Annotated in this window: 22 protein-coding genes; 13 read left to right on the forward strand and 9 right to left on the reverse strand. The window is 73.2% G+C overall.

What is annotated here, in order from left to right; genetic code table 11:
- The first annotated feature begins 40 nt into the window (after positions 1–40).
- Together OG392_RS21025 and purU are read left to right on the forward strand one after the other, a co-directional pair.
- Entirely contained in the window at positions 41–487 is a 447-nt protein-coding gene (locus OG392_RS21025; protein WP_329281667.1) for an SCO4402 family protein, read from the forward strand.
- 46 nt (positions 488–533) lie between these two features.
- Positions 534–1,385: a formyltetrahydrofolate deformylase gene (gene purU, locus OG392_RS21030; RefSeq protein ID WP_329281670.1), complete on the forward strand. Its 852-nt coding sequence runs from the start codon at positions 534–536 to the stop codon at positions 1,383–1,385.
- Between the two features lie 107 nt (positions 1,386–1,492).
- On the opposite strand, the gene OG392_RS21035 is transcribed toward purU, so the two are convergent.
- The gene (locus OG392_RS21035) at positions 1,493–2,752 is read right to left on the reverse strand and encodes a maleylpyruvate isomerase N-terminal domain-containing protein (RefSeq protein ID WP_329281673.1); all 1,260 of its coding nucleotides are present in this window, start codon (positions 2,750–2,752) and stop codon (positions 1,493–1,495) included.
- Positions 2,749–3,330, reverse strand: a complete 582-nt coding sequence (locus OG392_RS21040; protein WP_030322256.1) for a sigma-70 family RNA polymerase sigma factor — start codon at positions 3,328–3,330, stop codon at positions 2,749–2,751. The genes OG392_RS21035 and OG392_RS21040 overlap by 4 nt, the downstream gene beginning before the upstream one ends.
- 179 nt (positions 3,331–3,509) lie before the next feature.
- Here OG392_RS21040 and OG392_RS21045 point away from each other — a divergent pair, with 179 nt between their 5' ends.
- Positions 3,510–3,917: an STAS domain-containing protein gene (locus tag OG392_RS21045; RefSeq protein ID WP_329281677.1), complete on the forward strand. Its 408-nt coding sequence runs from the start codon at positions 3,510–3,512 to the stop codon at positions 3,915–3,917.
- Here the strand turns inward: OG392_RS21045 and OG392_RS21050 are convergent.
- Positions 3,895–5,403, reverse strand: a complete 1,509-nt coding sequence (locus OG392_RS21050) for a class I adenylate-forming enzyme family protein (protein ID WP_329281679.1) — start codon at positions 5,401–5,403, stop codon at positions 3,895–3,897. The two genes, OG392_RS21045 and OG392_RS21050, sit on opposite strands and share 23 nt — an antisense overlap.
- Before the next feature lie 133 nt (positions 5,404–5,536).
- Between OG392_RS21050 and OG392_RS21055 the strand changes: the two genes are divergently transcribed.
- From OG392_RS21055 to OG392_RS21070, 4 genes are all read left to right on the forward strand, one after another.
- The gene (locus OG392_RS21055) at positions 5,537–6,757 is read left to right on the forward strand and encodes an amidohydrolase family protein (RefSeq protein WP_329281682.1); all 1,221 of its coding nucleotides are present in this window, start codon (positions 5,537–5,539) and stop codon (positions 6,755–6,757) included.
- Complete coding sequence (locus tag OG392_RS21060; RefSeq protein WP_329281684.1) at positions 6,757–7,893, forward strand: acyl-CoA dehydrogenase family protein; 1,137 nt, start codon at positions 6,757–6,759, stop codon at positions 7,891–7,893. Before OG392_RS21055 ends, OG392_RS21060 begins: the two co-directional genes overlap by 1 nt.
- A gap of 8 nt (positions 7,894–7,901) precedes the next feature.
- Positions 7,902–8,780: an acyl-CoA dehydrogenase family protein gene (locus tag OG392_RS21065; protein WP_329281686.1), complete on the forward strand. Its 879-nt coding sequence runs from the start codon at positions 7,902–7,904 to the stop codon at positions 8,778–8,780.
- Between the two features lie 412 nt (positions 8,781–9,192).
- Positions 9,193–9,687, forward strand: coding sequence for an ATP-binding protein (locus OG392_RS21070; protein ID WP_329281689.1), 495 nt, complete (start codon positions 9,193–9,195; stop codon positions 9,685–9,687).
- A 70-nt stretch (positions 9,688–9,757) separates the two neighbouring features.
- On the opposite strand, the gene OG392_RS21075 is transcribed toward OG392_RS21070, so the two are convergent.
- Positions 9,758–10,684, reverse strand: coding sequence for a cyclase family protein (locus tag OG392_RS21075; protein WP_329281691.1), 927 nt, complete (start codon positions 10,682–10,684; stop codon positions 9,758–9,760).
- Between the two features lie 100 nt (positions 10,685–10,784).
- On the opposite strand from OG392_RS21075, the gene OG392_RS21080 reads away from it, so the two are divergent.
- From OG392_RS21080 to OG392_RS21090, 3 genes are all read left to right on the forward strand, one after another.
- Positions 10,785–11,774: an SDR family oxidoreductase gene (locus OG392_RS21080; protein WP_329281694.1), complete on the forward strand. Its 990-nt coding sequence runs from the start codon at positions 10,785–10,787 to the stop codon at positions 11,772–11,774.
- Positions 11,771–12,820: a Zn-dependent alcohol dehydrogenase gene (locus OG392_RS21085; RefSeq protein ID WP_329281696.1), complete on the forward strand. Its 1,050-nt coding sequence runs from the start codon at positions 11,771–11,773 to the stop codon at positions 12,818–12,820. The genes OG392_RS21080 and OG392_RS21085 overlap by 4 nt, the downstream gene beginning before the upstream one ends.
- A gap of 137 nt (positions 12,821–12,957) precedes the next feature.
- On the forward strand, positions 12,958–14,226 hold the full coding sequence (locus OG392_RS21090) for an MFS transporter (protein ID WP_329281698.1): 1,269 nt from the start codon (positions 12,958–12,960) through the stop codon (positions 14,224–14,226).
- Here the strand turns inward: OG392_RS21090 and OG392_RS21095 are convergent.
- Positions 14,130–15,182: a GlxA family transcriptional regulator gene (locus OG392_RS21095; RefSeq protein WP_329281701.1), complete on the reverse strand. Its 1,053-nt coding sequence runs from the start codon at positions 15,180–15,182 to the stop codon at positions 14,130–14,132. The genes OG392_RS21090 and OG392_RS21095 overlap by 97 nt on opposite strands.
- 74 nt (positions 15,183–15,256) lie before the next feature.
- Between OG392_RS21095 and OG392_RS21100 the strand changes: the two genes are divergently transcribed.
- The 3 genes from OG392_RS21100 to OG392_RS21110 all read left to right on the forward strand — a co-directional run bounded on the left by OG392_RS21100 (position 15,257) and on the right by OG392_RS21110 (position 18,628).
- The gene (locus tag OG392_RS21100) at positions 15,257–16,504 is read left to right on the forward strand and encodes an MFS transporter (RefSeq protein ID WP_443054829.1); all 1,248 of its coding nucleotides are present in this window, start codon (positions 15,257–15,259) and stop codon (positions 16,502–16,504) included.
- Between the two features lie 157 nt (positions 16,505–16,661).
- On the forward strand, positions 16,662–18,026 hold the full coding sequence (locus OG392_RS21105; protein ID WP_329281703.1) for an MFS transporter: 1,365 nt from the start codon (positions 16,662–16,664) through the stop codon (positions 18,024–18,026).
- Positions 18,027–18,046: 20 nt separating this feature from the next.
- Positions 18,047–18,628: a hypothetical protein gene (locus tag OG392_RS21110; RefSeq protein ID WP_329281705.1), complete on the forward strand. Its 582-nt coding sequence runs from the start codon at positions 18,047–18,049 to the stop codon at positions 18,626–18,628.
- Between the two features lie 47 nt (positions 18,629–18,675).
- Here the strand turns inward: OG392_RS21110 and OG392_RS21115 are convergent, their stop codons facing one another.
- The 4 genes from OG392_RS21115 to OG392_RS21130 all read right to left on the reverse strand — a co-directional run bounded on the left by OG392_RS21115 (position 18,676) and on the right by OG392_RS21130 (position 26,238).
- A complete protein-coding gene (locus OG392_RS21115; RefSeq protein ID WP_329281707.1) occupies positions 18,676–19,290 on the reverse strand; it encodes a flavin reductase family protein in 615 nt (204 codons plus the stop codon).
- Positions 19,291–19,421: 131 nt separating this feature from the next.
- Complete coding sequence (locus OG392_RS21120) at positions 19,422–22,904, reverse strand: hypothetical protein (RefSeq protein ID WP_329281710.1); 3,483 nt, start codon at positions 22,902–22,904, stop codon at positions 19,422–19,424.
- Positions 22,905–23,198: 294 nt separating this feature from the next.
- A complete protein-coding gene (locus OG392_RS21125; protein ID WP_329281712.1) occupies positions 23,199–23,993 on the reverse strand; it encodes an enoyl-CoA hydratase/isomerase family protein in 795 nt (264 codons plus the stop codon).
- 22 nt (positions 23,994–24,015) lie between these two features.
- Positions 24,016–26,238 (reverse strand): acetate--CoA ligase family protein, encoded by a 2,223-nt coding sequence (locus OG392_RS21130; protein ID WP_329281714.1) that lies wholly within the window; start codon positions 26,236–26,238, stop codon positions 24,016–24,018.
- Positions 26,239–26,324 lie beyond the last annotated feature (86 nt).

Below are 26,324 nucleotides of genomic sequence, written 5' to 3' on the forward strand. Positions count from 1 at the left end.
TTCGGTTAACTCTTCCCGTCGCGGCCGTCGCTCCTCCACCATGGGCGGCATGCCGCTCAACGACATGCCGTGGTGGCGCTGGCGCAGCAACGTGCGCTCGGCGCTGCACATGCTCTCCGATCCCGGGTTCCACGAGACCACCTGGCTGGCCGGCCTCGACGGGTACGGCGACGTCACCGACGCCGTCTACCGCCTGGTCGAGGACACCTGGCTCGACAACTGGTCCGCCGAGAAGTACGTCGGTTCGATCTTCCGCGACACCGGCGAGGCCGCCCTCGTCGACGTCGCCGTCCTCCGGGTGCTGCGCATCATGCACCAGGTGGGCCCCGACGCCCCCGTCTCCGCCTACCTCCAGCACCCCGGGTGGCCGGAGGCCGTACGGGCCGCCCGCGAGGCCCACGTACACCTCGCGCAGGCCGACGGGGAGGACCCGGACACGCCGCCGCGCTCCCTCGACGTGCTGCACATCATGACGGGGTCCGCCTGACGGACGGTGGCTCACCGCGCACCTCCGGGTATGGCAGGCTGACGGGATGACCGACCAGTACGTCCTCACCCTCTCGTGCCCCGACAAGCAGGGCATCGTGCACGCCGTGTCGAGCTACCTCTTCATCACCGGGTGCAACATCGAGGACAGTCAGCAGTTCGGAGACCGCGACACCGGACTGTTCTTCATGCGGGTCCACTTCTCGGCCGAGGCTCCGGTGAACGTCGACAAGCTGCGCGCCAGCTTCGTCGCCGTCGGCGACTCGTTCGAGATGGACTGGCAGATCCACCGCGCCGACCAGCGCATGCGGGTCGTCCTCATGGTGTCGAAGTTCGGCCACTGCCTGAACGACCTGCTGTTCCGCTCGCGGCTCGGCGCGCTGCCGGTCGAGATCGTGGCCGTGGTCTCCAACCACACCGACTTCCAGGAACTCGTCGGCTCGTACGGGCTGCCCTTCCGGCACATCCCCGTCACCAAGGACACCAAGGCGGAGGCCGAGACCGAGCTTCTCGACCTGGTCCGCGAGGAGAACGTCGAGCTGGTCGTCCTCGCCCGCTACATGCAGGTCCTCTCCGACGACCTCTGCAAGCAGCTCTCCGGCCGGATCATCAACATCCACCACTCCTTCCTCCCGAGCTTCAAGGGCGCCAAGCCCTACCACCAGGCGCACGCGCGCGGTGTGAAGCTGATCGGCGCGACCGCGCACTACGTGACGGCCGACCTCGACGAGGGCCCGATCATCGAGCAGGAGGTCGAGCGCGTCGCCCACGACGTGACCCCGGACCAGCTGGTCGCGATCGGCCGCGACGTGGAGTGCCAGGCGCTGGCCCGCGCGGTGAAGTGGCACGCGGAACACCGCATCCTGCTGAACGGCCGCCGCACGGTGGTCTTCGCCTGACACCGCCGCCCCGGCACGCGGAGGTCGCCTCCGTCACCTTCGCGCGCCCGCGGCGCGGACGAACCGGCGCTCGGGACGGGCTGCCCGGACGAACCGGGCCGCGCGGCCTACAGCCGGCTCAGCGCCGCCGCGGCCGACAGGACGTCCCTGATCGCCTCGCGGTCGCCGTCCTGTCCCGCAGCAGCCTCCTGCGGGGAGATGTGCCCCGCGACCAGCTGGCAGAACTCCACCCCGTCCATCGCCACCTGCGCCACCACCTGCTCCGGCGAGCCGAGCGCCGCCGGGGAGTCCAGCGCGATGTACCAGTGGCCGCCGCCCGCGCCCTCCACCTCCAGGTGCAGCGAGCGGCCCGGCGCGCCCGCCGCGACCAGATGACGGGCGGGCGACGCGAGCCCCGCACGGCGCCGGTTCGCCAGGGCGCCCGGAAGCAGTCGCGCCGCCAGGTCGATCATGCTGTGCAGATGCGCCCCGCTCGGCGCCGCGTACGGGTACGCCACCGCGTTCGCGATGTCGTCCGCGTGCACCCAGCACTCGAAGGCCCGCTCCAGCAGCGAGTCCCGCAGCGGCAGCGCGAAGTCCTTGTACGTGACCGTCAGGTCCGCCACGCCCCGCCCCGCGAACGACACGGTCCGGATCAGCGTGTGGCTCTGGTCCCGCCACGGGGCGCGGATCGAGCGGTTCGGCGGCCGGTCCTGGCTCGACCAGAACGCGTCCGTCCGCTCCGTGGGCGACAGCTCCGGGGTCCCCGCGCCCAGCGGGTCGTCCAGGCCGAGCGCCGACGACACGAGCCCGTCCACCGCGAGGAGATGGCCCATGACCCCGGCGACCGTCGCCTTCCGGCGCACGATCCGGTCCTCCTCGTACCACTTGAGCCGGACCGGCGCGTGCCACTCCGACTCGCCGATGTCCCGGAGCAGGGCGTCGAGCCGCGCGGTCTCCGCGTCGTACGGCGTGACCCACTCCGGCACCGGGATGCGCGCCGGGCGCCGGCCCAGGCAGTTCTCCAGCACCCGGGACCGCAGGAGCGGGTCGAGGTCCAGATCCCGGTCCTCGTGCAGCAGCGCCACCGCGTCCCGCAGCCGCAGCGCCTCGTCCGCGCACGGCGCGCAGGCCGTCAGATGGTCCTCGACGGCCTGCGTCTCCCCGGGCGAACACGCCGAGAGCGCCCAGGCCCCGAGGAGGGACTTGAGCACCCCGTGCGTCAGGACGGGTACGTCGGGCTCGGGTTCCGCCCCGGGCTTCTCCTCCTCCGGCGCCCCACCCGGGCCGGCCGTCAGATCCGCGTGGTCGTCCGCCGCCCGGCGCGGCCCCGGTATCCACGGGGCGCGTGCGACGTCGTCCCCGTCGTCGCCGTTCGCCCGGGTCACCGCGCCCGTCCGTAGCCGGGCGGACCGCCGCCCTCGGAGAAGGGCCGGTTCGCCGAGGAGAGCAGCTGGAGCCCGAGGCGCAGGCGCCGCCGCGCCTCGTCCTCGGTGACGCCGAGGTCGGCGGCGGTCTGCCGGTAGTCCCGCCGCTGGAAGTACGCCAGTTCGAGCGCGGCCCGGAGCGGGGTCGGCATGGACGTCACGATGTAGTCGGCGCGGGCCGCGACCGAGGCCCGCCGGACCTTCTGCTCCAGCTCCTCCGCCGAACCCCGGCCGGTCTCCGCGTACGCCGTCGTCTCGGCCTGCCGCAGCCGGTGGACGGCCTGCCGCTGCGTCAGCTTGGCCACCCACGAGCGCAGGTTCCCCTGCTTGGGGTCGTACGCGTCCGGGTTCTCCCAGATGTAGCCGAAGACCTCGCGGGTGATCTGGTCGGCCGCGTCGTCGTCGTCGAGGACCCGGTGGGCGAGGCTGTGCACCAGTGCCGCGAACCGGTCGTACAGCTCGCCGAGCGCGGCCGCCTCACCGCGCGCCAGCCGCTGCTGCATCCTGCGGTCCCAGCGCGGTGGTGTGTCCATCGCCATCCGACCCTCGCCCCTCCCGGCTGCGGCGGCACTCCGTGTCTACTCCAAAGTAGTGCGCCGCTCCGACAACGCACCCATGTTTGCCGCAAGTGCGCCCTTGACGCGGACTCGGATGGTAAGGAAAGCGTCATCCTCGCGCTCAGGGGTTTCGCGGCCCGCCGGTGGGGCAGGCGCCGACCGTGACGACGATCGAGGTCGACGAGAACGAGTACGGCTCCTGGACGGTGTTCCGTGTACGGGGCGAAATGGATCTGGTCACCTCCCCCCGGATACGCCGCCGCGTCCACGACGCCGTGGCGGGTGGCCGTCACGACCTGGTGATCGATCTGTCCGCCGTCCGTTTCTGCGACTCCAGCGGGGTGGGGGTGCTGATCGCGTCCCGCCGGCTCCTCCGCTCCTGCGGCGGCCGGCTGCGCCTGATCCTTCCCGAGGACCGGGAGGGCCACGTCGGCCGGGTCCTCACCGCGCTCGGGGTCCGGCGCCTCTTCGAGGTGTACGAGGATGTGCGGGGAGCGCTGACAGGGGCGGCGGAACGCCCCGACGTGACCCTCCCCGGGCAGCAGGTCACCGACCGAATCGCTCCCTGAGCCGGTACTTCAGCACCTTCCGCAGCGCCTCGTTGCGGGGGAGCGCGGCCACCACCTCCAGCTGCTCCGGCAGCTTGTGGACCGAGAGGCCCGCCTCCCGCAGGAAGGCCGTCACCAGCGGAAGGGTCAGCGGGGCGGCTCCCGGGGGCTGTTCGACGACGGCGCAGACGCGCTCGCCGCGCTCGGTGTCCGGGAGTCCTATCACGGCGGCGTCGCCCACGTCCGGGTGCCGGTGCAGGAGGTCCTCGATCTCCTTGGCCGAGATGTTCTCTCCCTTGCGGATGATGATGTCCTTGATGCGGCCGGTCAGGACCAGGTGCCCGCTCGGGGTGAGGTGCCCGACGTCGCCGGTGACGAGGAAGCCGTCCTCGTCGAAGGCGGCGGCCGTCTGCGCCGGGTCGAGATAGCCCCGGCAGACCGCCTCCCCGCGGAGCCGCACCTCGCCGGAGCCGGTGATCCGGATCTCCATGCCGGCCGGCGGGCGGCCCTCGGTGGTGGCGAGGTTCTCCGGGGTGTCGTCGGGCGCGCCCATGGTGATCATGGGGACCTCGGTCATGCCGTACCCGTGGGTGAGCTGGCAGCCCAGTTCCTTCCGTACGGCGTGGTAGATCTCCGGCGGCTTCGGGGCGCCGCCGCCCGCGAGCAGCCGCAGGGTGGGGATGACCGGCTCGCCGGGCTGTTTCCGCTGTTCGGCGAGGAACATCGAGTAGAAGGCGGTGGAGCCGCCGGCGACGGTCACCCCGTGCCGCCGGTATTCGGCGAGTGCCTCGGGCAGCGCGAACTGTTCGAACATGACGGCCGGGAATCCGTACAGCAGCAGCATCACCGTGTAGTCGGGCCCGGCGATGTGGGCGTACGGGAAGGCCATCGAGCCGACGTCGGACGCGGTGAGCCGCAGCGCGTGGGCGAGGCAGGAGCCGCCCGCGAGGAGTGAGCGGTCGGTGTGCAGGACGCCCTTGGGGTCGGAGGTCGTGCCGGAGGTCCAGTAGATCCAGCGGACGTCGGTCCCGGAGGAGGGCGGCGGGGGCAGCGTCGCCGGGTCTCCGTCGGGCAGGGAATCGGGTCCGTAGGCCTCGAAGATCCCGTGCGCGCCGAGTCGCCGGGCCATCTCCGTATGGTCGAATCCGCGCCAGATTCCGGGGACGGCGAAGTACTCGGCCTTGGACTCGCGCAGCGCGAAGCCGACCTCCTTGTCCCGGTAGAAGGGGATCACGGGCGTCTGTACGGCTCCGATGCGGGCGAGCGCGAAGGAGAGCACCGCGGTCTCGATGCGGGTGGGCAGCTGCCAGGCGACGACCGTGCCGGGGCGCACCCCCATGGCGTGGAGCCCCGCGGCGCAGCGCTCGGCGCGCTCGCGCAGCCCGCCGAAGGTGAGGACCCGGTCGCCCTGGAGGAGGACGGGCCGGTCGGGGGTGAGGGCGGCGCGGCGCTCGACGAGCTCCCAGAGCGTGCGGGCCGCGCCCAGGGCGTGTGCGGTCTGATCCATGACCGGACTCCTCTTGGCTGACGTACCGTCAGATCGTGCGGTGAGCGTAGAGGCCGGGCGCTTGTCGGTCCAGGGGTGCGGGGCTAGCCTGATGCCGTCAGATCTGACGGTCCATCAGAAACATGGAGGGGTCATGACGGAACTGCCCCGCGTCATCAGCGTCGACGACCACGTGATCGAGCCCGCCCACCTCTTCGAGACCTGGCTCCCGAAGAAGTACCGCGACCGCGGACCCCAGCCCCTCACGGCCGGCATCGGAGAGCTCGCCTACGTCGCCGGCAAGTACCAGATCACGATGGACCCGGACGGCCCGCCGACCGACTGGTGGATCTACGAGGACCTCAAGTTCCCGTACAAGCGCAACATCGCCGCCGTCGGCTTCGACCGCGACGACATGACCCTGGAGGGCATCACCCGCGCCGAGATGCGGCGCGGCTGCTGGGACCCCAAGGCACGCCTCGCCGACATGGACCTCAACCACGTCGAGGCCTCGCTCTGCTTCCCGACCTTCCCCCGCTTCTGCGGCCAGACCTTCGCCGAGGCCCACGACAAGGAGGTCGCCCTCGCCTGCGTGCGCGCCTACAACGACTGGATGGTCGAGGAGTGGTGCGGCGACAGCGGCGGCCGGCTCATCCCGCTCTGCATCATCCCGCTCTGGGACATCGACCTCGCCGTCGCCGAGATCCGGCGCAACGCCGCACGCGGCGTCAAGGCCGTCACCTTCTCCGAGATCCCCACCCACCTCGGCCTGCCGTCGATCCACTCCGGCTACTGGGACCCCTTCTTCGCCGTCTGCCAGGAGACCGGCACGGTGGTCAACATGCACATCGGCTCCAGCAGCCAGATGCCCGCCGCCTCGCCGGACGCCCCGCCCGCCGTCCAGGCCTCCCTCAGCTTCAACAACGCGATGGCCTCGATGATGGACTTCCTCTTCAGCGGGGTCCTCGTGAAGTTCCCCCGGCTCAAGCTCGCCTACAGCGAGGGCCAGATGGGATGGATCCCCTACGCCCTGGAGCGCGCCGACGACGTCTGGGAGGAGCACCGCGCCTGGGGCGGCGTCCGCGACCTCATCCCCGAGCCGCCGTCCACGTACTACTACCGGCAGATCTTCTGCTGCTTCTTCCGCGACAAGCACGGGATCGCCTCCCTGGACGTGGTGGGACGCGACAACGCCACCTTCGAGACCGACTACCCGCACGTCGACTCGACCTTCCCGCACACCAAGGAGGTCGCCCTCGACCACGTCCAGGGCCTCGACGACGAGACGATCTACAAGCTCATGCGCGGCAACGCCATCCGCATGCTCGGCCTCGACTTCGACCGGGGCGTCGACTTCGGGTGGGGCAGCGCCTGATGGACCTCTCCTGCACCGACGAGGAGGAGGAGTTCCGGGCCCGGCTCGCGGCCTGGCTCGCCGCGACGCTGCCAGGACTCCCGCCGCGACCCGACCCGCTCGACTGGCCCGCCCGCCGGGCCTACGACTGCGGCTGGCAGCGCCGGCTGTACGACGCCGGGTACGCCGACGTGCACTGGGACGCCTCCCCGACACAGCGGCTGATCTTCCTGGAGGAGACCGAACTCGCCGGCGCCCCCTACGTCGGCGCCAACTTCGTCGGCCTCCTCCACGCCGGACCGACCATCGCCGCCGAGGGCACGCCCGCACAGCGCGCCCGCTGGCTGCCGCCGGTCCTGCGCGGCGACGAGGTCTGGTGCCAGGGCTTCAGCGAGCCCGACGCCGGCTCCGACCTCGCCTCGCTGCGGACCAAGGCGGTACGGGACGGGGACGCGTACGTCGTCACCGGACAGAAGATCTGGACCTCGCACGCGGAGGTCGCCGACTGGTGCGAGCTGCTCGTCCGCACGGACCCGGACGCGCCCTCCAGGCACCGGGGCATCACCTGGCTCGCGATGCCCATGGACGCCCCCGGCGTCACGGTACGGCCGCTGCGGACCCTCGCCGGCTCCACGGAGTTCGCCGAGGTCTTCCTCGACGAGGTGCGGGTGCCCGTCGAGAACCGGGTCGGCGAGGAGAACGACGGCTGGCGGGTCACCATGGTCACCCTCTCCTTCGAACGCGGCACCGCGTTCGTCGGCGAGGTCGTCGCCTGCCGCCGGCTCCTCGGCGAACTCGCCCGCGCCGCACGCAAGAACGGCACCTGGGACGACGCCGTGCTGCGCCGCCGCCTCGGCCGGCTCTCCGCCGAGTTCCAGGCCCTGTGGCGGATCGTCCAGGCCAACGTCAGCGAGGCCCAGGCGACCGGCGGGGTGCCCGGCGCGGGCGGCTCCGTCTTCAAACTGCACTACTCGCACGCCCGCCAGGAGCTGTACGAGGCCGCAGCCGCCGTCCTCGGCCCCGACGCGCTCGACCTCGGGCGCGACTGGACCCTCGACCGGCTCTCCTCGCTCTCGTACACGATCGCGGCCGGCACCTCCCAGATCCAGCGCAACATCGTCGCCGAGCGCATCCTCGGCCTGCCGAAGGGCCGGTGACCCCCGCCATGGACTTCCGACTCACCGAGGACCAGCAGGCCCTGCGGCGCGGTGTACGGGACCTCCTCGAAGGCCGCTTCGGCCGGGAGGCGCTGCGGGCGGCGGTCGACTCCGGCGGCGCGCTGGACCGCGACCTGTGGCGCGGGCTCGGCGCCGCCGGATTCTTCGCCCTGCGCCTGCCGGAGGAGGCGGGAGGCGTGGGACTCGGCCTTCCGGAGGCGGTCCTCGTCTTCGAGGAGGCGGGCCGGGCGCTGCTCCCGGGGCCGCTCGTGGCGACGCACCTGGCGGCGGGCTCCGTGCCGGGCGCCGCGGAGGGGGACGTCGTCGTCACGGAGGTGGCCGAGGGGCTGGTGCCGTGGCTGGACGCGGCGGACGTGGTGGTGGGGGATGCCTCCGGCGCCGTACCGGTGCGGTCGGTCGACCCGCTGACGCCCCTGCACCGCGTGCCCCTGCCCCCACCCGCTCCCGGCGGGGAGGAGACGAGCCCCGAGGCCGTCCTGCTCACCGCCGCCGAGCAGGTGGGCAGTGCCGGGCGGACCACCGCGGAGGCCGTCTCCTACGCCCGCCGACGGGAGCAGTTCGGTCAGGTCATCGGCGGGTTCCAGGCCGTCAAGCACCTCTGCGCCGGGATGCTCGTCCGGACGGAGCTCGCCCGCGCCGCCGTCCGCGCCGCCTCCCTCACCGTCGACCCCGTCGAGATCGCCGGCGCCAAGCTCCTCGCCGACGAGGCGGCGACCGCCAACGCCCGCGACTGCCTCCAGGTCCACGGCGGCATGGGCTTCACCTGGGAGGCCGACGTCCACCTCCATCTGAAGCGCGCCTGGGTGCGGGCCGGGCTGCGGCTGCCCGCCGCTCGCGCCGAGGAGGCGGTGGCCGCCGGACTGTGACTCCCGGCATCGCTCTCCGCTCCCACCGGGTCACGGACGGTTGAAATCTGGTTGTGTCCTTCGGCGCGGCCGTCACGGCCCGGAGTCGGCCTCCGCCTCCGGTACGCTCCGTGGGATGCGAGTGCTCGTTGGCCCGGATCGTCCCGGTGTCGCCCCTGAGGTGACTCCGGGCCCGGGAATGCGCGCCGCTCGCGCCCCGAGGAGGCGCCCCGCGCGCTCCTGTTCGACTCCCCGCAGCGCGCGTCGCACAGTATGGACTACGCGTACTCCTTCGCGCTGGAATATGCCCGAAGCGCTTGTTGCGGTGACTGTACGTCAACCATGCTGTCTCACAAGGGAATCACGTTCCGTAAGGGCGTCGATGGCTGTGAGGCGCGAGGCGATGTGTCCGCCGGTTCGGATGGTGTGAGCGGTGCAGGTGCTTCAGGTTCAGTTGGAGGTCGGGCCCGACCCGGCGGAGGTGGGGCGAGCCCGGAGGTGGGCCCGGTCGCGACTCGCCGGTTCGGGCATAGGCGATGACGAGCCGCTGGCCGAGACGCTGGTGCTGCTCATCTCCGAGCTCGTGACCAACGCGGTGGTGCACACCGGCTGTCCGGCCGTCCTGCGGATGCTGTTCGCGGCGGAGGGCGGGGTGCGCGTCGAGGTGGCGGACGCGAGCGACCGTCCGCCGCGGCCCCGGCACGCGGAGGGCGACGACACCAACGGGCGCGGCCTGGAGCTGGTCGACGGCCTCGCGGACCGGTGGGGCTGGCAGCCCGAGGGCGCCGGCAAGAGCATCTGGTGCGAGGTCGACCGGGATCCGGCCGCGCCTTCGCCGGGTCCGGGGCACGGCGCGGGACATGGCTCGGGGCACGTCCCCGGCGCGGGACCGGGGACGTCGGTGACGCCCGGCCGGGTGCGCTGCTGACGGTTGGCGGCCGGGTGGCGGACGGCGGCGGCCGAGCCGTGCGCGCCGCCACCCGTCGACGTACCGGTGCTCAGAGGACGGCGACCGGTGCGACCGGTGTGCCCGTACCGCCCACGAAGGGCTCGGGCATGGCGGAGAGCAGGAAGGCGTAGCGCCGCTCTTGTGCACAGGCTGTGGACAGAGCTTCCAGATTCCAGTTCTGCCCCTGGAGCATGCCCATCTCGACCAGGTCGAGGGCGTGCACGGGCAGCCACAGGTCCTCGACCTCCGGCGGGAAGATCTCGAAGGTGAGGGTGTCGTTGGCGACGGCCGCGACGTCCCGGGCGTGGAACCACTCCGGCGTACGGATCGAGAGCCCCGGTGACGGGAAGGCGTATCCGTGCCGGTCGCCGGCCAGGTACGACCGCATCTGGCCCGTCCGTACGAGCACGATGTCGCCCGACCGTACGGTCACCCCGCCGAAGTCGGCGGCCTCGTCCAGGTCCTCGGGCGTGACGGCGTGGTCGCCCGGCAGCCGGTCCAGGCCCTTGGCGGCGGCCACGTCGAGCAGGACCCCGCGGCTCACGAGATGGCGGGCGGTGTGGATGCCGCTGAACTCGGAGCGGCCGTGCGGGGTGATGGTGGTGGCGGGGCGGCCGTTGTAGAGGTGGCCCGAGTGGGAGACATGGGTCAGGGCATCCCAGTGGGTGCCCGCCTGGAGGCCGAGGGTCACGGCGTCATCGCTGGTGGCGACCGTGCCGGGGCCGAAGAGCTCCTGGTTGATCTGGACCATGACGTGGAGCGGATTGACCCGCCCGGGGATCATGCCGGTCTGGACGCCGTCCTGCTTCAGGTCGACGGCGAGGGGGACGCGGTGGCCGGTGCGGACGGTGGCGACGGCCTCCCGTACGACCTCGTCGGTGACGAGGTTGAGGGTGCCGATCTCGTCGTCCTGGCCCCAACGTCCCCAGTTGTTGACGCGCTTGGCGATCTCGTGGAATGCGGCGGGCAGAGACATCGGGGCCTCCGGGGTCTTGTTTTCCGGTATCTGACGGACCGTAGAATCCTGACGACGAATGAATCTAACGGACCGTCAGAAACTGCGGGAGGGGCCGGACGTGGGGAACTTCTTGGCTGGCAAGGTCGTCGCCGTGACGGGCGCGGGGCGGGGCATCGGCCGCGCCGTGGCCCTCGCGTGCGCGGCGGAGGGCGCGAAGGTCGTCGTCAACGACTACGGCGTGTCGATCGAGGGCGGGGAACCGGCCTCGGAGATCGCGCTGTCGGTGGTGAAGGAGATCGAGGCGGGAGGCGGCACGGCGGTCGCGGTCGCCGACGACATCTCGACGATGGCGGGCGGGCAGCGCGTCGTCGACGTCGCCCTCGCCGAGTACGGCCGCCTCGACGGGGTCGTGTGCGTGGCGGGCATCCTGCGCGAGCGGATGCTCTTCAACATGTCCGAGGAGGAGTGGGACCCGGTCGTCGCGACACATCTGAAGGGCACGTTCACGGTCTTCCGGGCGGCCTCGGCGATCATGCGGCGCCAGGGGACCGGGACGCTGATCGGCTTCACCAGCGGCAACCACCAGGGCTCGGTGGCGCAGGCCAACTACTCGGCCGCGAAGGGCGGGATCATCTCCCTCGTACGGTCGGCGGCGCTCGGCCTCCACAAGTACGGGGTCACGGCGAACGCGGTGGCCCCGGTGGCGCGGACCCGGATGTCGGCGAACGTCCCGATGGAGCTCAAGGAGATCGGGGAGCCGGAGGACGTGGCGGCCCTCGTGGTCTATCTGCTCTCCGAGCGGGCCCGCGAGGAGAAGATCACCGGCCAGGTCTACACGATCGCCGGCCCGAAGATCGCGGTCTGGGCGCAGCCCAGGGAGCTGCGGGCGGGATACGCCGAGGGCGGCGCCTGGACCCCGGAACGGATCGCGGACTTCCTGCCGGGGACGGTCGGGGTGGACCCGATGCCGATGCTCGCCCGCCTGGAGGAGATGGCCCGGGCCGCGGCGGCGGGCGACCGCCCCAACGCGGGAGCCCGCTCCGGGACGAACGAGGGGGCGGGCCCCGACGGAGGCGCGGCCGACACCGGGACGGAGAACCGCTCATGAGGGGCGTGGTGTTCGACGGGAAGCAGGTCCAGGTCGTCGACGACCTGGAGGTGCGGGACCCCGGACCGGGGGAGGTGCTCGTGGGGATCGCGGCGGCCGGACTGTGCCACAGCGATCTGTCGGTCGTCGACGGAACCATCCCCTTCCCCCCTCCCGTGGTCCTCGGACACGAGGGCGCGGGCGTCGTCGAGGCGGTCGGCCCGGGAGTCACCCACGTGGTCCCGGGTGACCACGTGGCCCTGTCGACCCTCGCCAACTGCGGAGCCTGCGCGGACTGCGACCGCGGGCGGCCCACCATGTGCCGGAAGGCCATCGGCATGCCAGGACAGCCGTTCTCGCGGGGCGGACGGCCGCTCTACCAGTTCGCTTCGAACTCGTCCTTCGCCGAGCGGACCGTCGTGAAGGCGGTCCAGGCGGTGAAGATCCCGCGGGACATCCCGCTGACCTCGGCCGCCCTGATGGGCTGCGGCGTCCTCACCGGCGTCGGGGCCGTCCTGAACCGGGCGAAGGTCGGGCGGGGCGAGACGGTCGTCGTCATCGGCACCGGCGGGATCGGGCTCAACGTCCTCCAGGGCGCGCGGATCGCCGGCGCGCTGACGATCGTGGCCGTGGACACGAACCCGGCCAAGGAGGCGGTGGCCCGGCAGTTCGGGGCGAGCCACTTCCTGACCTCCACCGACGGGGTGCGGGGCATCCTTCCCACCGGCGCCGACCACGTCTTCGAATGCGTCGGGCACACCGGTCTCGTCCGGACCGCGATCGACCTCCTCGACCGGCACGGGCAGGCGATCCTCCTCGGCATGACCGCGCCGAAGGCGGAGGCCCGCTTCCTGCCCGCCGCGATGTTCCTGGACAAGTCGGTGCTGGGCTGCCGGTACGGCTCCTCCCGCCCGCAGCGCGACATCCCCCTCTACGCCGAGTTGTACCGCTCGGGCCGCCTCCTCCTCGACGAACTCGTCACTGCCACGTACCCGGTGGAGGAGTTCGCGAGGGCGGTGGAGGACGCGGAGGCGGGCAAGGTGGCCCGGGGGGTCCTCACTTTCTGAGGGTGCGACACGCCGCCGCGGTCCGGCGGTCCGGCCCGCGGTACGCCGCCGCCGTCCGGCCGTCCGGCGGGGGCGATGGCCGGCGGGAGGGAAAACGAGCTGGGCCTCGGGGGGCGTGCCTCGTTACGGTCCTGAGCATGTCCTATCGCGAGCTCGCCACCCGCCCCGTTCTCGCCTGGTCCGCCGTCACCGTCGCCGGTCGGCTCCCCGTGGCCATGGCCCCGCTCGCCCTCGTCTTCCTCGTCCGGGAACGGCCCGGCGGGTACTCGCTCGGCGCCGTCCTCGCCGCCGCGTACGTCCTCGGGGAGATCGTCGCCGCGCCCGTCCTCGGCCTGCGGCTGAACGCCGAGCGCGCGCGGCCCCAGCTCGTCGCCGGACTCGCCGTCGGGGCCGCCGGGTTCGCGGGCCTCGGGCTCGTGCCCGGGGCGCACCCCGCCGTGCTCGCCGCCCTCGCGCTGCTCGCCGGCGCCGGACCGGCCGCCGTTCCCGGCGGCCTGCGCGCCCTCCTCACCAGCCTCGTCCCCGAGCGGGCCGTGACCCAGGCGATGAGCATGGAGTCGGTGCTGACCTTCGGCATCTGGGCCGCCGCTCCCGCCCTCGCCACCGGCCTCGCGCTCGGCGTCGACCCCGCCGTTCCCCTGCTGCTCATGGGCGTCCTCATGGGCCTGTCCGTCGCCGGGCTGTGGGCGCTCCCGCCGGGCTGGCAGCAGGAGGCCAGGGAGGACGGCACGACGCTGCGACGGGCGCTGCTGCGGGTCTGGCCGGTGTACGTCCTGGGGGCGGCGAGCCTGACCCTGCTCGCGCTCGCCGAACTGATCCTGCCCGCCCTGCTCGAACAGCGCGGGATCGGCATCGGCTGGGCGGGACCGCTGCTCGCCGGGTTCTCGATCGGCTCGGCGGTCGGCGCGTTCGTGTACGGCCTGCGGGGGCACTGGCCGGGCCCCCTCGCCGTCCAGTCCCTCCTCCTGGTCCTGGCCGTGGCCTCGGGCGTCGCCCTGGTGGCCCTCCTGCCGTGGACGGCGGCCATCGCCGTGGCCCTGGTCGCCGCCGGGCTCCTCCAGGCCCCCGCCATGCTCACCCGGAACCTGGCCCTGCGGCAGCTCCTGCCGCCGTCCGCGCTCGCCGCCGGGTACTCGGTGATGTACGCGGCCGTGGGCGCCGGTTACGCGGCGAGCGGCACCCTGGCGGGCGGCCTGCTCAAGGTCGTCGCGCCGTCGACGGCGATCCTCTGCGGGGTCGCCCTGACGGTGCTCCTCACCGCGGTCGCCGCGGTGGGGGAGCGGCGGCTCCTGCGGGAGGCCCCGGAAGCTCAGGAAGCGGCCTCCGGGACGACCTCCGAAGCCGCCTCGGAGACGGCCTCCGAGGCGTTCCCCGCGGACGCGGACGTGCGGAACGTCCGCCGGTAGGACGTCGGTGTCACCCCGATCGCGCTCATCAGGTGCACCCGCAGCGACTGCGCCGTGCCGAATCCGGCGTCCTGCGCGACCCGGTCGACGGGCAGGCCCGTGGACTCCAGGAGGTGCCGGGCGCGTTCGACCCGCTGCTGGGTCAGCCACTGGCCGGGGCTGACGCCCACCTCGTCACGGAAGCGGCGGGTGAACGTCCGTACGCTCATCGCCTCCTTCTCGGCCAGGTCCCGCAGCTGGATCGGCTCGTGGAGGTGGGCGAGCGCCCATGCCCGCGCGGTGGTCGTGGTGTGGGTCCCGGCCTCCGGCAGGGGCCGCTCGATGTACTGGGCCTGGCCGCCGTCCCGGTGCGGCGGTACGACGGTCCTGCGGGCGACGTCGTTGGCGACGGCCGTGCCGTGGTCGCGGCGCACGATGTGCAGGCACAGGTCGATCCCGGCGGCCACGCCCGCCGAGGTGAGGACGTCGCCGTCGTCGACGAACAGCACGTCCGCGTCGACCCGCACGCGCGGGAAGAGCCGCTGGAAGTGCTCGGCCGAGGACCAGTGGGTGGTGGCCGGGCGCCCGTCCAGGTACCCGGCGGCGGCGAGCACGTACCCGCCGGTGCAGATGGAGACGAGCCGGGTGCCGGGCCGGATGTGGGCGAGCGCGGCGGCCAGTTCGTCGGTGAGCCGTCCCTCGTCGTAGACCGGGCCCAGCTCGTACGAGGCGGGGACGACGACGGTGTCGGCGGTGGCGAGGGCCTCCGGGCCGTGTTCGACGTGGATCGAGAAGTCGGCGTCCGTCGGCACCGGGCCCGCGGCCGTCGCGCAGGTGACTATCTCGTACAACAGCCGTCCCCCGGGCGTGCGGGCGCGGCCGAAGATGCGGTGCGGAATGCCCAGCTCGAAGGGGAGGAGGCCGGGCAGCGCGAGCACGGCGACGCGGTGCGGGGGCGGTTCGGGCGACGGCGGCACGGGCGGTGCTCCCTCCGGAGACCGGTCGGAATTCAGTGGTGGTGTAGACCACATGGTGATAGGTCTACCTCTCCGTGACGGACAACACGTACAAGTCTGAGGCCGCCGAGCGGATTCCCGCCCCGGCCGAGCCGCCCGCACTGTGGAACCGTAACTTCCGGCTCTTCTTCGCCGCCCGGGCCGTCGCCGTCTTCGGCGAGGGCATGGTTCCGGTCGCCTTCGCCGCCGGACTCCTCGGCGCCGGCCACTCCGGCGCCACCGTCGGCTACGCGCTCGGCGGCTGGACCGCCGCCTTCGCGCTCTTCGTCCTCTTCGGCGGAGTCCTCGCCGACCGCTTCACCGCCCGGCGCATGATGATCCTCGCGGACCTGCTGCGGCTCCCCGGAGCGGCCGTCCTCGCCGTCACCTTCACCCTCGGCGGCCCGCCCCTCTGGGCGGTCTACACCCTCTCCGTCCTCAGCGGCGTCGGCGCCGCCCTCTTCCAGCCGGGCGTCGCCTCGACCATCCCGCGCATCGCCCCCGACGTGCAGCGCGCCAACGCCGTCCTCCGGGTCGTCGAGGCCCTCATGATCATGGCGGGTCCGGCGGCCGCGGGCGTGCTCGTCGCCGTGTGGAACGCGGGCGCCGCCTTCGCCGTCAACGGCGCGACCTTCGCGGTCAGCGCCCTCTGCCTCACCCTGATGCGGATCGCCCCGATCCCCTCCGACTCCCTGCGGCGGGACTCACTCGGCGCTGAACTCGTCGGCGGCTGGACGGAGTTCAGGGCGCGGAACTGGCTCTGGGGCGTCATCGCCATCTGGACCGTGTACGGGCTCACCGTGGCCGGCCCCATGGTGCCGCTCACCGCGAGCCTGGTCACCGGGGACCACGGCTCGGCCGCGTACGGCGTGCTCATGGCCGTCAACGGCGCGGGCAGCGCCGTCGGTGGCCTGCTCGCCCTCCGGCTGCGCCCGCGCACGCCCCTCGCGGCGGGCGCGGTCGCCCTCCTCGGCCTCCCCGTGAACCTCGCGCTGCTCGGCCTGGGCGCGCCCGTGGCGCTGCTCGGCGCGGGCCAGTTCATCGGGGGCGCGGCCTTCGCGTTCTGGCTGGTGATGTGGTCGACGGCCGTGCAGACGCACGTACCGCAGGAGGCCCTGAACCGGATGCACGCGTACGACGTGGCCGGCTCGCTCCTGATGATGGGCGTCGGGCGCACCCTGTCGGGGCCGGTGGCGGCGGCGGTCGGCACGGAGGAGGTCCTGCTGACGGGGGCGGGGATCGCGGTGCTCGTGGTGGGTGCGCTCCTCGCGGTACGGCCGATCAGGACACTGCCGAGGGTGTGAGCGGGCGGCGCGGTCTCCGGTCCGTGGCCCGGTGCATGTCACGGTTCATGTCCCGGTCCGTGGCCCGGAGCATGTCCCGATCCGTGTCCCGATCCGTTCGAAAGCTGTCATCCGGGCCAATGGTCGGGTACGGGGGCGGACAGGGATGCTCAGTGGCATGGCCCAGACAACCGAGACGCCGCCCGCCGATACGCCCGACGGGCGGGCTCCCCGCAGCCCCGCCGCTCCCGCCGCATCCGCCCCGCACGGCGGCCCGCGCCCGCCCCGCACTCCCCGCCTCCACCGGGCCTGGTTCGTCGCGGCGGTCACCTTCGTCACGATCATCGGCGCGGCCGCGTTCGCGTCGCTCCCCGGCCTGCTGATCGAGCCGCTGCACCAGGAGTTCGACTGGTCGCGGGGCACGATCGGCTTCGCCGTCTCGGTCAACCTCGCCCTCTACGGCCTCACGGCCCCCTTCGCCGCCGCCCTCATGGACCGCTTCGGCATCCGCCGGATCGTGGCGGTGGCGCTGTCCGTCATCGCGCTGGGCTCGGTGCTCACGGTGTGGATGACGGCGGCCTGGCAGCTCGTCCTCTTCTGGGGCGTGCTCGTCGGGCTCGGCAGCGGCTCGATGGCCCTCGCGTTCGCGGCGACCGTCACCAACCGCTGGTTCGTCGCCCGCCGGGGCCTGGTGACGGGCATCCTCACGGCGGCCGGCGCGTCCGGGCAGCTGGTGTTCCTGCCGCTGCTGTCCTGGCTGGTCGAGCACCACGGCTGGCGCCCGGCGGCCGTGACCGTGGCGCTCGCCGCGCTCGCGGTGGTCCCGTTCGTGTGGCTGCTGCTCCGGGACCACCCTGCGGACGTCGGACTCGCCCCGTACGGCGGGGAGTACGCGGAGAAGCCGGCGCCCGTCACGGGCGCGGCCCGGCGTGCGGTCACGGTGCTGTTCAAGGCGGCCCGCACAGGCCCGTTCTGGCTCCTGGCGGGAACGTTCGCGATCTGCGGCGCGTCGACGAACGGCCTGGTGAAGACCCACTTCGTACCAGCGGCCCACGACCACGGGATGCCGGTGACGGCCGCGGCGGGACTGCTCGCGGTCATCGGGGTCTTCGACGTCGTCGGCACGATCGCCTCGGGCTGGTTCACCGACCGCTTCGAGGCCCGCCGGCTCCTCGCGGTCTACTACGCGCTCCGCGGCGTCTCGCTCCTCTTCCTGCCGATGCTGCTCGCGCCGTCCGTGCACCCGCCCATGCTGTTCTTCATCGTGTTCTACGGCCTGGACTGGGTGGCCACGGTCCCGCCGACGATCGCCCTGTGCCGTGAGCACTACGGCGAGGACTCGGCGATCGTCTTCGGCTGGGTCCTCGCCTCCCACCAGGTGGGCGCGGCCGCCGTCGCGTTCGCCGGCGGAGTGGCCCGTGACGTCTTCGGCTCGTACGACCTCGTCTGGTACGCCTCGGGCGCGCTGTGCGCGGCGGCGGCCCTGATGGCCCTCGTGATCCGCCGACCCCGGACGGGGGCGGTGTCCCTGGCGGGAGCATGATGGCCGGCGGGGGTGATCGCATGAGCGGCCGGGACATGGGTGTGCGGGTGCCGGGCGTCCGGCACGTGCGCGACCGGGACGGGAGCGCAAGGGAACCGGAGGAGCGGGGCGAGGGCCGTACGTACGGCCGGATGCTGTGGGTCTCGGTGCTGGCCCTGCTCCTGGAGGGGGCGATCGCCCTGATCCTGCTCGTGGTGTTCGGCGACGCCGGGCAGCCCGAGCCGGGCGAGGAGCGCCTCAGCGCCCTGACCCTCCTCGCGCTCCCGCTCCTCGCGGTGGTGGGCCTGATCCCGACGTTCGCGGTCTCCGCCGTGCTCGTGCTGCCGGTCGTGCTCCTCGGCGAGGGCCTGACGCGCCGCCTGGGCGGGCGTCCGACCGGCTGGCAGCTGCTCCTGTCGACCGCCGCCGGGGCCCTGTCGTGGCCGCTCGCGGGCGGGCCGGGCTGGCTGGTGGCCACGGTGTGCCTGGCCGCGGCTGTCCTCGTCACGCGCCACGCGCGACGGGGCTCCTTCGTGGCCCTGCTGGTCTGGGGGACCGTCGCGGTGCTGACGGTGTTCCTGCTGGGAGGCGCGGTGGTGTACGCGGGCGTGACCGGGGCCTGAGTCGGACTCCGCCCAGGGCCCCGGCCGGGCCTGGGCACCCGGCCGCCCTAGGAACTCAGCCGCCCGAACCTCCCCCGGTGGAACAGCAGCGGTGAGGGCCCCCCGTCCTCCGCCGCGCCCAGCGACTCCACCCGTCCCACCACGATCAGATGGTCGCCGCCGGTGTGCACGGTGGTGATCGCGCAGTCGATCCAGGCGGGCGCGCCGGCGAGCCGGGGGGAGCCCGTGACCGGGGCCGGGGTCCAGTCGACTCCGGCGAACTTGTCCGCACCGCTGACCGCGAACGACCGGCACAGCGGGCCCTGGTCGGCTCCGAGGATGTTGACGCAGAAGGTGCCCGCGGCCGCGATCCGGGGCCAGGTCGTCGACGTACGGGCGACCATGAAGGCGACCAGGGGCGGGTCGAGGGAGAGGGAGGCGAAGGACTGGCAGGCGAACCCGGCCGGTCCTTCCGCGTCGAGCGCGGTCACGACGGTGACCCCGCTCGCGAAGTGGCCGAGGACGCGGCGGAATTCGGCCGGGTCGACGGGCGGTCGCTCGTCCTCCCGTACCGCGCGCAGTACCGGCCGGGGCAGTGGTTCCACGGCCGTCGGCGAACCGGCCGCTCTCAGGTGTCGGACGACGGTGGCCGCCATCCCCGCGTGTCCCATCACACCGCCCATTGAACCTGACGGTTCGTCAGATGAGAAGGGGCGGGCGGTGTGGAGACCCGGCGGGCGGGCCGCACGCGAGAGCCCCCGGGGCGACGGCCGGACCGTCACCCCAGGGGCTCTTCAACCGTCCGAACGGGAGGTCAGCCGACGACCGCACCCGTCGCCCGGGTCCAGGCGACACCCGAGGAGTGCCCGGTGCGGAGAGCGGTCACCCTGACGGTGATCCGCGTCCCGCGCTGAGCCTTGGCGGGCGTGAACGTGGCGCGGGTGGCCCCGCCGATCGCCCGTCCGTTCGCGTACCACTGGTAGGCGTACGAGGTCGGCGCCGGCGTCCACGTGCCCCGGTTCAGGCCGAGCGTCCGCCCGACCTTGACCGTGCCGGTGACGGAGGGCGCACTGGTCGCCTTCGGCGCGTATCCGTACGCGACGGTGTACCCGACGGTCGTGTACGCCCCGCTCAGGTGCCCGGTGCGGTGAGCCGTCACGGTCACCGAGAGCTTCTTCCCGGCGACGGCGCCGCCGATGACGTACGTCGACGCGGTCGCGCCGGAGATCGCGACGCCGTTGGCCCGCCACTGGTAGGCGTACGAGGTCGGCGCGGGCGACCAGGTGCCGACCACGGCGGTCATCCGGTTGCCGACCCGCGGGGAGCCGGAGACGTACGGCAGTCTGGTGGCTCGGGGCGCGACGCCCTTCACCACCGGCGCGCCGCTCGTCGCGGTCACCTGTGGATGTCCGGCCTTCCGCGCCGTCACCGCCAGGGACAGCTGCCGGCCCTGGAGCGCGGCGGGAATCGTGTACGTGGAGGCCGTCGCCCCCGCGATCGCGACCCCGTTCGCCCGCCACTGGTACGTGTACCCCTCGGCGGCCGGCGTCCAAGCCCCGGCCGTCGCCGTCACCTTGCCGCCGACGACGACGGTGCCGGTGATGCCGGGGGCGGCGGTGGCGCGGAGGGGGGCGACGACGGTGACCCGGCCCCGCGCGTACGTGTCGCCGTCGTGCGTGACCACGTTCAGGTTCAGCGCGGTGCGCGGAGCGTTCGTCAGATCCAGCGCGACGCTCATGCTCCGCCGGTCGGGAGCGACGGAGACCGTGGTCGAGCGGGCACGGAAGCCGCCACCGGACACCTCGACGACGTCCTTCTCGTGCAGCGCCGCACCGGTGACCGTCATGGTGACCTTCCCGGCGCCGACGGTGCCGGGACTCACGGCGGTGACGGCCCGGGTCACGGTGCCACAGACGGACGGGCAGAACGCCGTGGCCCGCACCTCGGTGGGCGCCTGGGCGGGAACGGACGGCAGCCCGATCACGAGGGTGGTCGGCCGGGAGTCGTTCGTGTAGCTCTCGCCGGGGACCTGGCAGTCGTAGTACCCGCGGCTGCTCCCGTCGCAGAGATCCGAGCGGGTCTCGTCGTACAGCCGGGGCGTGGGCGTCCTGCGGAGCTCCTGCGCCGGCGTGAACGACAGCCTCACCACGTCGTTCGCCGCCGTCGGAAGCACCGCGCAGAGCGTGGACCTCTGCTCGGACAGCGTGTCGACGAGCGGACCGAAGCCGTACGTGATGTCCGGGACGCGCACGCACTCCGGCGCGGGCCCGGCCGCCGTGGCGATGCGGGCGGCGTCGAGGCGGTAGGCGGGGGTGGTGGTGCCGCCGTACCCGACCCGGACGATCGCCTGGTAGCCCGCGGAGCCGGAGACGGCGCAACCGGGGCCGAAGGACGGACACGCGGCTTCGCCGCGGGCGTCGTACACCCCGAGTCCGATCGCGCCCGCCGCCGCCGTGTACCGGGCGGCGAGGTGCAGGGTGTCCCGTGCGTCCGGAGTGGTCACCCGGTGGCACACGAGGGTGCCGTCCTCGGCCGTGACACCGGCGGCCGACGCGGCGCCGACCTTCGTCGCCGGGGTCGTGACACAGCCGCGCGCGGTGGCGGTGACGTCACGGCGGACGAGGGTGTGCTCGGTGGGTGTGGCTCCGGCGTCGCCGGGGACGAGGACCGTGTACGAGAGTCCGGGCGTCAGGGCGCAGTCCTCCTCGGTCTCCCCCCAGCCGTTGGTGCCGCAGACCCTCTCACCGTGCTCGTCGAGCACGGTGATACCGAGGGGCTGCGGACTCTCGACCCTGATCAGCTCGCGGGCGGAGTGGTCGCCCGCCGGGATGGTCAGGCACTCGCCGAAGACGCCGTCGCCGGTCCGCACGGTGGCCGCGGCCGGCCGCGCGGTGAAGTCGCCGGCCGGGAAGACGCGGCAGTCGCTCGCCACGTCCGTCCGGTGCACGGTGAGCCCGTAGCCGCCGGTGGCCCCACCCGCGGGTCCACGCTCCACCAGAAGGCTGTAGGGGGCGGTGCCGTCCAGGCCGCAGGTGCCCGAGGACAGCTGCTCCTCGGTCCAGCAGAGAAGGGTGCCGGTGGCGTCGATCACCGAGAGGTCGGGCCGCACGCCGTCGTTCTCGGAAGCCGACAGGACGGCCACCTGGGAGCCCTGCGGCACCGGCAGGTTCAGGCAGTCGACCTCGCCGGGCACGCCGAGCCCGGCCCGGAGGGGCTGCCCGAGTACCACGGTCTCGCAGCCCTCGGCGGCGGACCTCCGGTCGAGGATCCGCACGTCCTGGTCGGCGACCAGGGTGTACGTGACGCCCGCGAGGAGCCGGCAGGAGGTCAGGTACTCGCAGATCCGGCCGCCCGGCGCGTACAACGTGAGCGCGCCGGTGAAGCCGGACGGCTGGATGGCCCGTACGTCGTACCCGCCGGTCGCGGCCGGCGTGAACGTCTTGCACCCGGTCGGCGGCGAGACCCGTGTCGGCGCCGTGCCGTAGGCGTTCACCCCGACGGTCGCGCAGCCCACGGGGTGGGAGATCTGCCGGACCTTCAGGGTGTACGGGACGGGGTAGAGGCCGGCCGAGGGGTTGAGCTGCGCGAGGACGCGGTAGCCGCCGGTTCCCGCGGGCAGCACGCACTCGTAGCCGACACTGCAGAGACGCTTGCCCGTGCCGTCGGTGATCCACGCGCTGACGTTGGCGGGCGCTTGGGGCTGGATCTCCGAAGTGACCAGCTCGCCCGGTGCGGCGGTGAAGGGGTGACAGACGATGCCGACTTCGCCGGCCGTGCCCGTCGTCGCGGCCGTACCGAAGCCGGTGTCGGCGGGGTCCGGGCAGCCCGGGCCCGCCATCAGCGGGACGACGGCGATCAGCGAGTCATGCAGGGGGTAGCCGGCGGTGGACAGGCCGAGCGTGTACGTGCCCGCGGCCAGCTCGCAGGGGCGCTCGTCCAGCAGGGGGCAGGCGACGGGCGTCCCGCCGGAGGAGAGCGTGAGAGTCGGGACACCGCCGGCCATGACCACCCGGTGCAGGCCCGGCTTCACCACGGTGACGGTGAAGCAGGTGGTGCTGTTCGGCTCCAGCGTGACCCGGCGGACCGCGTCGCCCGGGTCCCCCAGCGGGGCGAGCGGGAGAGCGGGGCAGGGGTCGGCGGTGGGTTCCGTGCCGGGCGTCGGATCGGCCGTCGGCTCCGTCGGCTCCGTCGGCTCCGTCGGGTTCGGTGACGGTTCGACGGTCGGCGACGGCGCGGGCGTCGGGTCCGTCGTCGCGGACGGCTCGGGCACGGACGGTGTCGGGGCCTGCTGCGGCACCGCCGGGTCCCCTGCCGGAGCCGCGCTCACCGGGGGCACCGCCGCCGGCGGTGTCGCCGCCAGCGCCGTGCCCGTCGGGAGCAGCGGGCCCAGGAGGGCCGTCAGCAGTACCGGGACGAGCAGAAGAGATCTACGGGACGTGCTGGATCTTCCGGATCTTCCGGGTCTACCGGATCTTCCAGATCCTTCGGATTCATCGCGCGAGCGCGCGGAGTTGGGCATTCCGTTCCCCCCGGAGCGGCAGTGTGTGGCATATGCGGCTCACACCCTAAAGCCCCGGTACGACAGGTACCGCTACCGCCCCTCGTACCGCGCCTCCCGGCGCTCCACGAAGCTCGCCACGCCCTCCTTCGCGTCCTGCGTCGTCATGTTGATCTCCTGCGCCGCCGCCTCCGCCGCGAAGGCTGCGGCGCGGTCCACGTCCAGGGACGCGTTCACCAGCTGCTTCGTCAGTGCGAGGGCTCGTGTCGGGCCCTGCGCCAGTCGTTCCGCCCACTCCCGGGCCGTCTTCGGCAGCTCCTCGGCCGGCACGACCCGGTTCACCAGGCCCATGCCGTACGCCTCCGCCGCCGACACGGCGTCCCCGAAGAACATCAGCTCCTTCGCCCGCTGCGGCCCGATCAGCCGGGGGAGCAGATACGCCCCGCCCCCGTCCGGGACGAGCCCCCGGCGTACGAACACCTCGATGAAGCGGGCCGATTCGGACGCCAGGACCAGATCGCACGCGAACGCGAGATGCGCCCCGATCCCCGCCGCCGTCCCGTTCACCGCCGCGATCACCGGCTTCTCGCAGTCCATGACGGCCCCGATGAACCGCTGCGCCCCACGCCGGATGGTGCGCGCCACGTCCCCCGGGACGGTCTCCGTGACCGCCGGTGCGCCCCGCAGGTCCGCCCCCGCGCAGAAGCCCCGGCCGGTCGCCGTCACCACCACCGCCCGGACGTCCGGGTCGGCGGAGGCCGCGTCGAGCAGGGCCATGATGCGTTCCCGCTGGTCCCAGGTGACCGCGTTCATCGCCTCGGGGCGGTTGAGGGTGATCCACGAGACGCCGTTCTCGACGGTGTGGAGGACATCCGGCACGTCGGTCACAAGAGCTCCCAGGAGGTGTTGGCTAGCGACAGACCGCGAGGGCGTCCAGGGCCACCGCGCCCTGTCCCCGCGGCAGCACCATCAGCGGGTTGATGTCGAGCTCGGCGAGGTCCCCGTCGAGTTCCAGGGCCATCCGCTGCACCCGCAGCACCACCTCGACGAGCGCGTCCACGTCGGCCGGCGGCGCACCCCGCACCCCGTCGAGCAGGGCCCGGCCGCGCAGTTCGCCGAGCATCGAGCGCGCCTCGGCCTCCCCGAAGGGCGGGACCCGGACGGCCGTGTCGTTCAGGACCTCCACCAGGACCCCGCCGAGCCCGACCGTCACGGTCGGGCCGAACAGGTCGTCGCGGGTCACGCCCACCACCATCTCGACCCCGCGCCCGACCATCTGGCAGACGAGGATCCCGTCGAGGTCGATCGACTCGAAGCGGGCGATGTCGGTGAGTTCGCGGTACGCGTCCCTGACCTGGCTCGCGGAGGTCAGCCCGACCTTCACCAGGCCCAGTTCGGTCTTGTGGGCGAGCTGCGCGCCCGAGGCCTTCATCACGACCGGGTAGCCGACGAGCCCGGCGGCCCGGACGGCCGCCGCGGCGCTGGTGACGAGCTGCTCGCGCGGTACCCGGATCCCGTACGCCCGCAGGAGCTGCTTCGCCGCGTGCTCGCTGAGCCGTCGGCCGGGCCGCATGAGCGCCTGGGCCTTGCGGAAGGAGGGGGAGGGGACGCGGGGGGCCTCGTCGAAGGGGGAGCGGTAGGCGGTGGTGAAGCGGTGGTGGTCGAGATAGGCCTTCACGGCGCCGATGCAGTTGGCGAACGTACGGAAGGTGGCGACGCGCGAGGAGCCGAGCAGGGTCGTGCGGTACGCGTCCTCCGTGCCGACCGGGGATCCCCACACCACGCACACCAGCTTGTCCGTCGCCTCCGCGGCGTCGACGAGGTCCTGGGCGAGCTTGTCGCTCATGGGCGGGAACGGCCCGGTGATCGGACAGATCAGCACGCCGACCGACGGGTCCGCGAGGATCGCGTCGATGATCTTCCGGCCGCGCCAGTCGCCCACCGGGTGTCCGCCGTTGTCGACGGGGTTGGCGACGGAGAGGTACGCGGGGATCCACTCGTGCAGTTCGTCCTGCTTGGCCTGCGACAGGGTCGGCAGCTGGAGGCCCGCCTCGGTGGCCAGGTCGGCGAAGTGGGCACCCGTACCGCCGGATATGGAGTAGACGACGACGCCGTCGGCCTGCGGGCGGCGGGCGCGGGCGAGCAGGGTCGCGGTGTCCTGGAGCTGGTCGAGCCCGTCGACCCGGATCACCCCGAACTGGCGCATGGCCGCGTCGACGACCTGGTCGGCGCCGGTGAGCTTGCCGGTGTGGGAGGCGGCCGTACGGGCCCCCGTCTCCGTGCGGCCGACCTTCACGGCGACGACCGGGACGCCGTGGCGGGCGGCCCGGTCGGCGGCGAGGAGGAAGGAGCGGCCGTCCTTGAGGCCCTCGACGTAACAGGCGATGGCGCCGACCTCGGGCCGTCCGGCGAAGTACGAGATGAAGTCGGAGGTCTCCAGGTCGGCCTCGTTGCCCGTGGGAGCCCAGTGGGAGAGGCGGACGCCCAGCTCCTGGAGGGTGAAGACGGGCCGCCCCTGGTGGCCGGACTGGGTGATGAGGGCGACGGCGGGGCCTTCGAGGTCCTCACGGAAGCGCTCGAAGGCGTTGAGGTTGGTGTTGGGGCCGAGGAGGCGGAGTCCGGAGCGGCGTACGGCGGCGGCGAGACGTTCCTGCGCGGCGGCCCCGGCCTCGCCGGTCTCGGCGAAGCCGGAGGCGAAGGCGACCGCGAACTTCACCTTGGTCTCGGCGAGTTCCTCGATGACGGGGAGCGGGTCGGCGACGAGGAGGACGGCGAGGTCGACGGGTTCGGTGAGCGCGCCGACGGAGGGCACGCAGTCGATCCCGAACACGCTGGTACGGGTCGGGTGCACGGGCACGAGCCGGGCGCCGACCCGCTCGGCCCAGGCGAGCAGCTGCCGGGTGATGCCGGTGTTGGGCCGGCCCTCGGCGTCGGAGGCGCCGACGACGGCGACGGACTCGGGACGGAAGAAGCGGTCGAGGTCGGGCACGGCGGCGTGCAGCGGACGCCCGCTGACGTCCTGGTCCCCGGGTGCGGCGGTGACGCCGTGCACGGCGGTGCGGGGTGACTCCCCGCAGGCGACCACGCGGGCGCGGAGATCGGTGGTGAAGGTGCCGTGAGTCGATCCAAGCATGTGTTCCGCCCGCCCTTCACCCATCCGTATACACCTGACGCCCAGTCAGATTACAGAACTGACGGCCAGTCAGGAATAGGTGTGAG

The sequence above is a fragment of the Streptomyces sp. NBC_00691 genome, from assembly GCF_036226665.1.
In the GTDB taxonomy this organism is placed as follows: Bacteria; Actinomycetota; Actinomycetes; order Streptomycetales; family Streptomycetaceae; genus Streptomyces.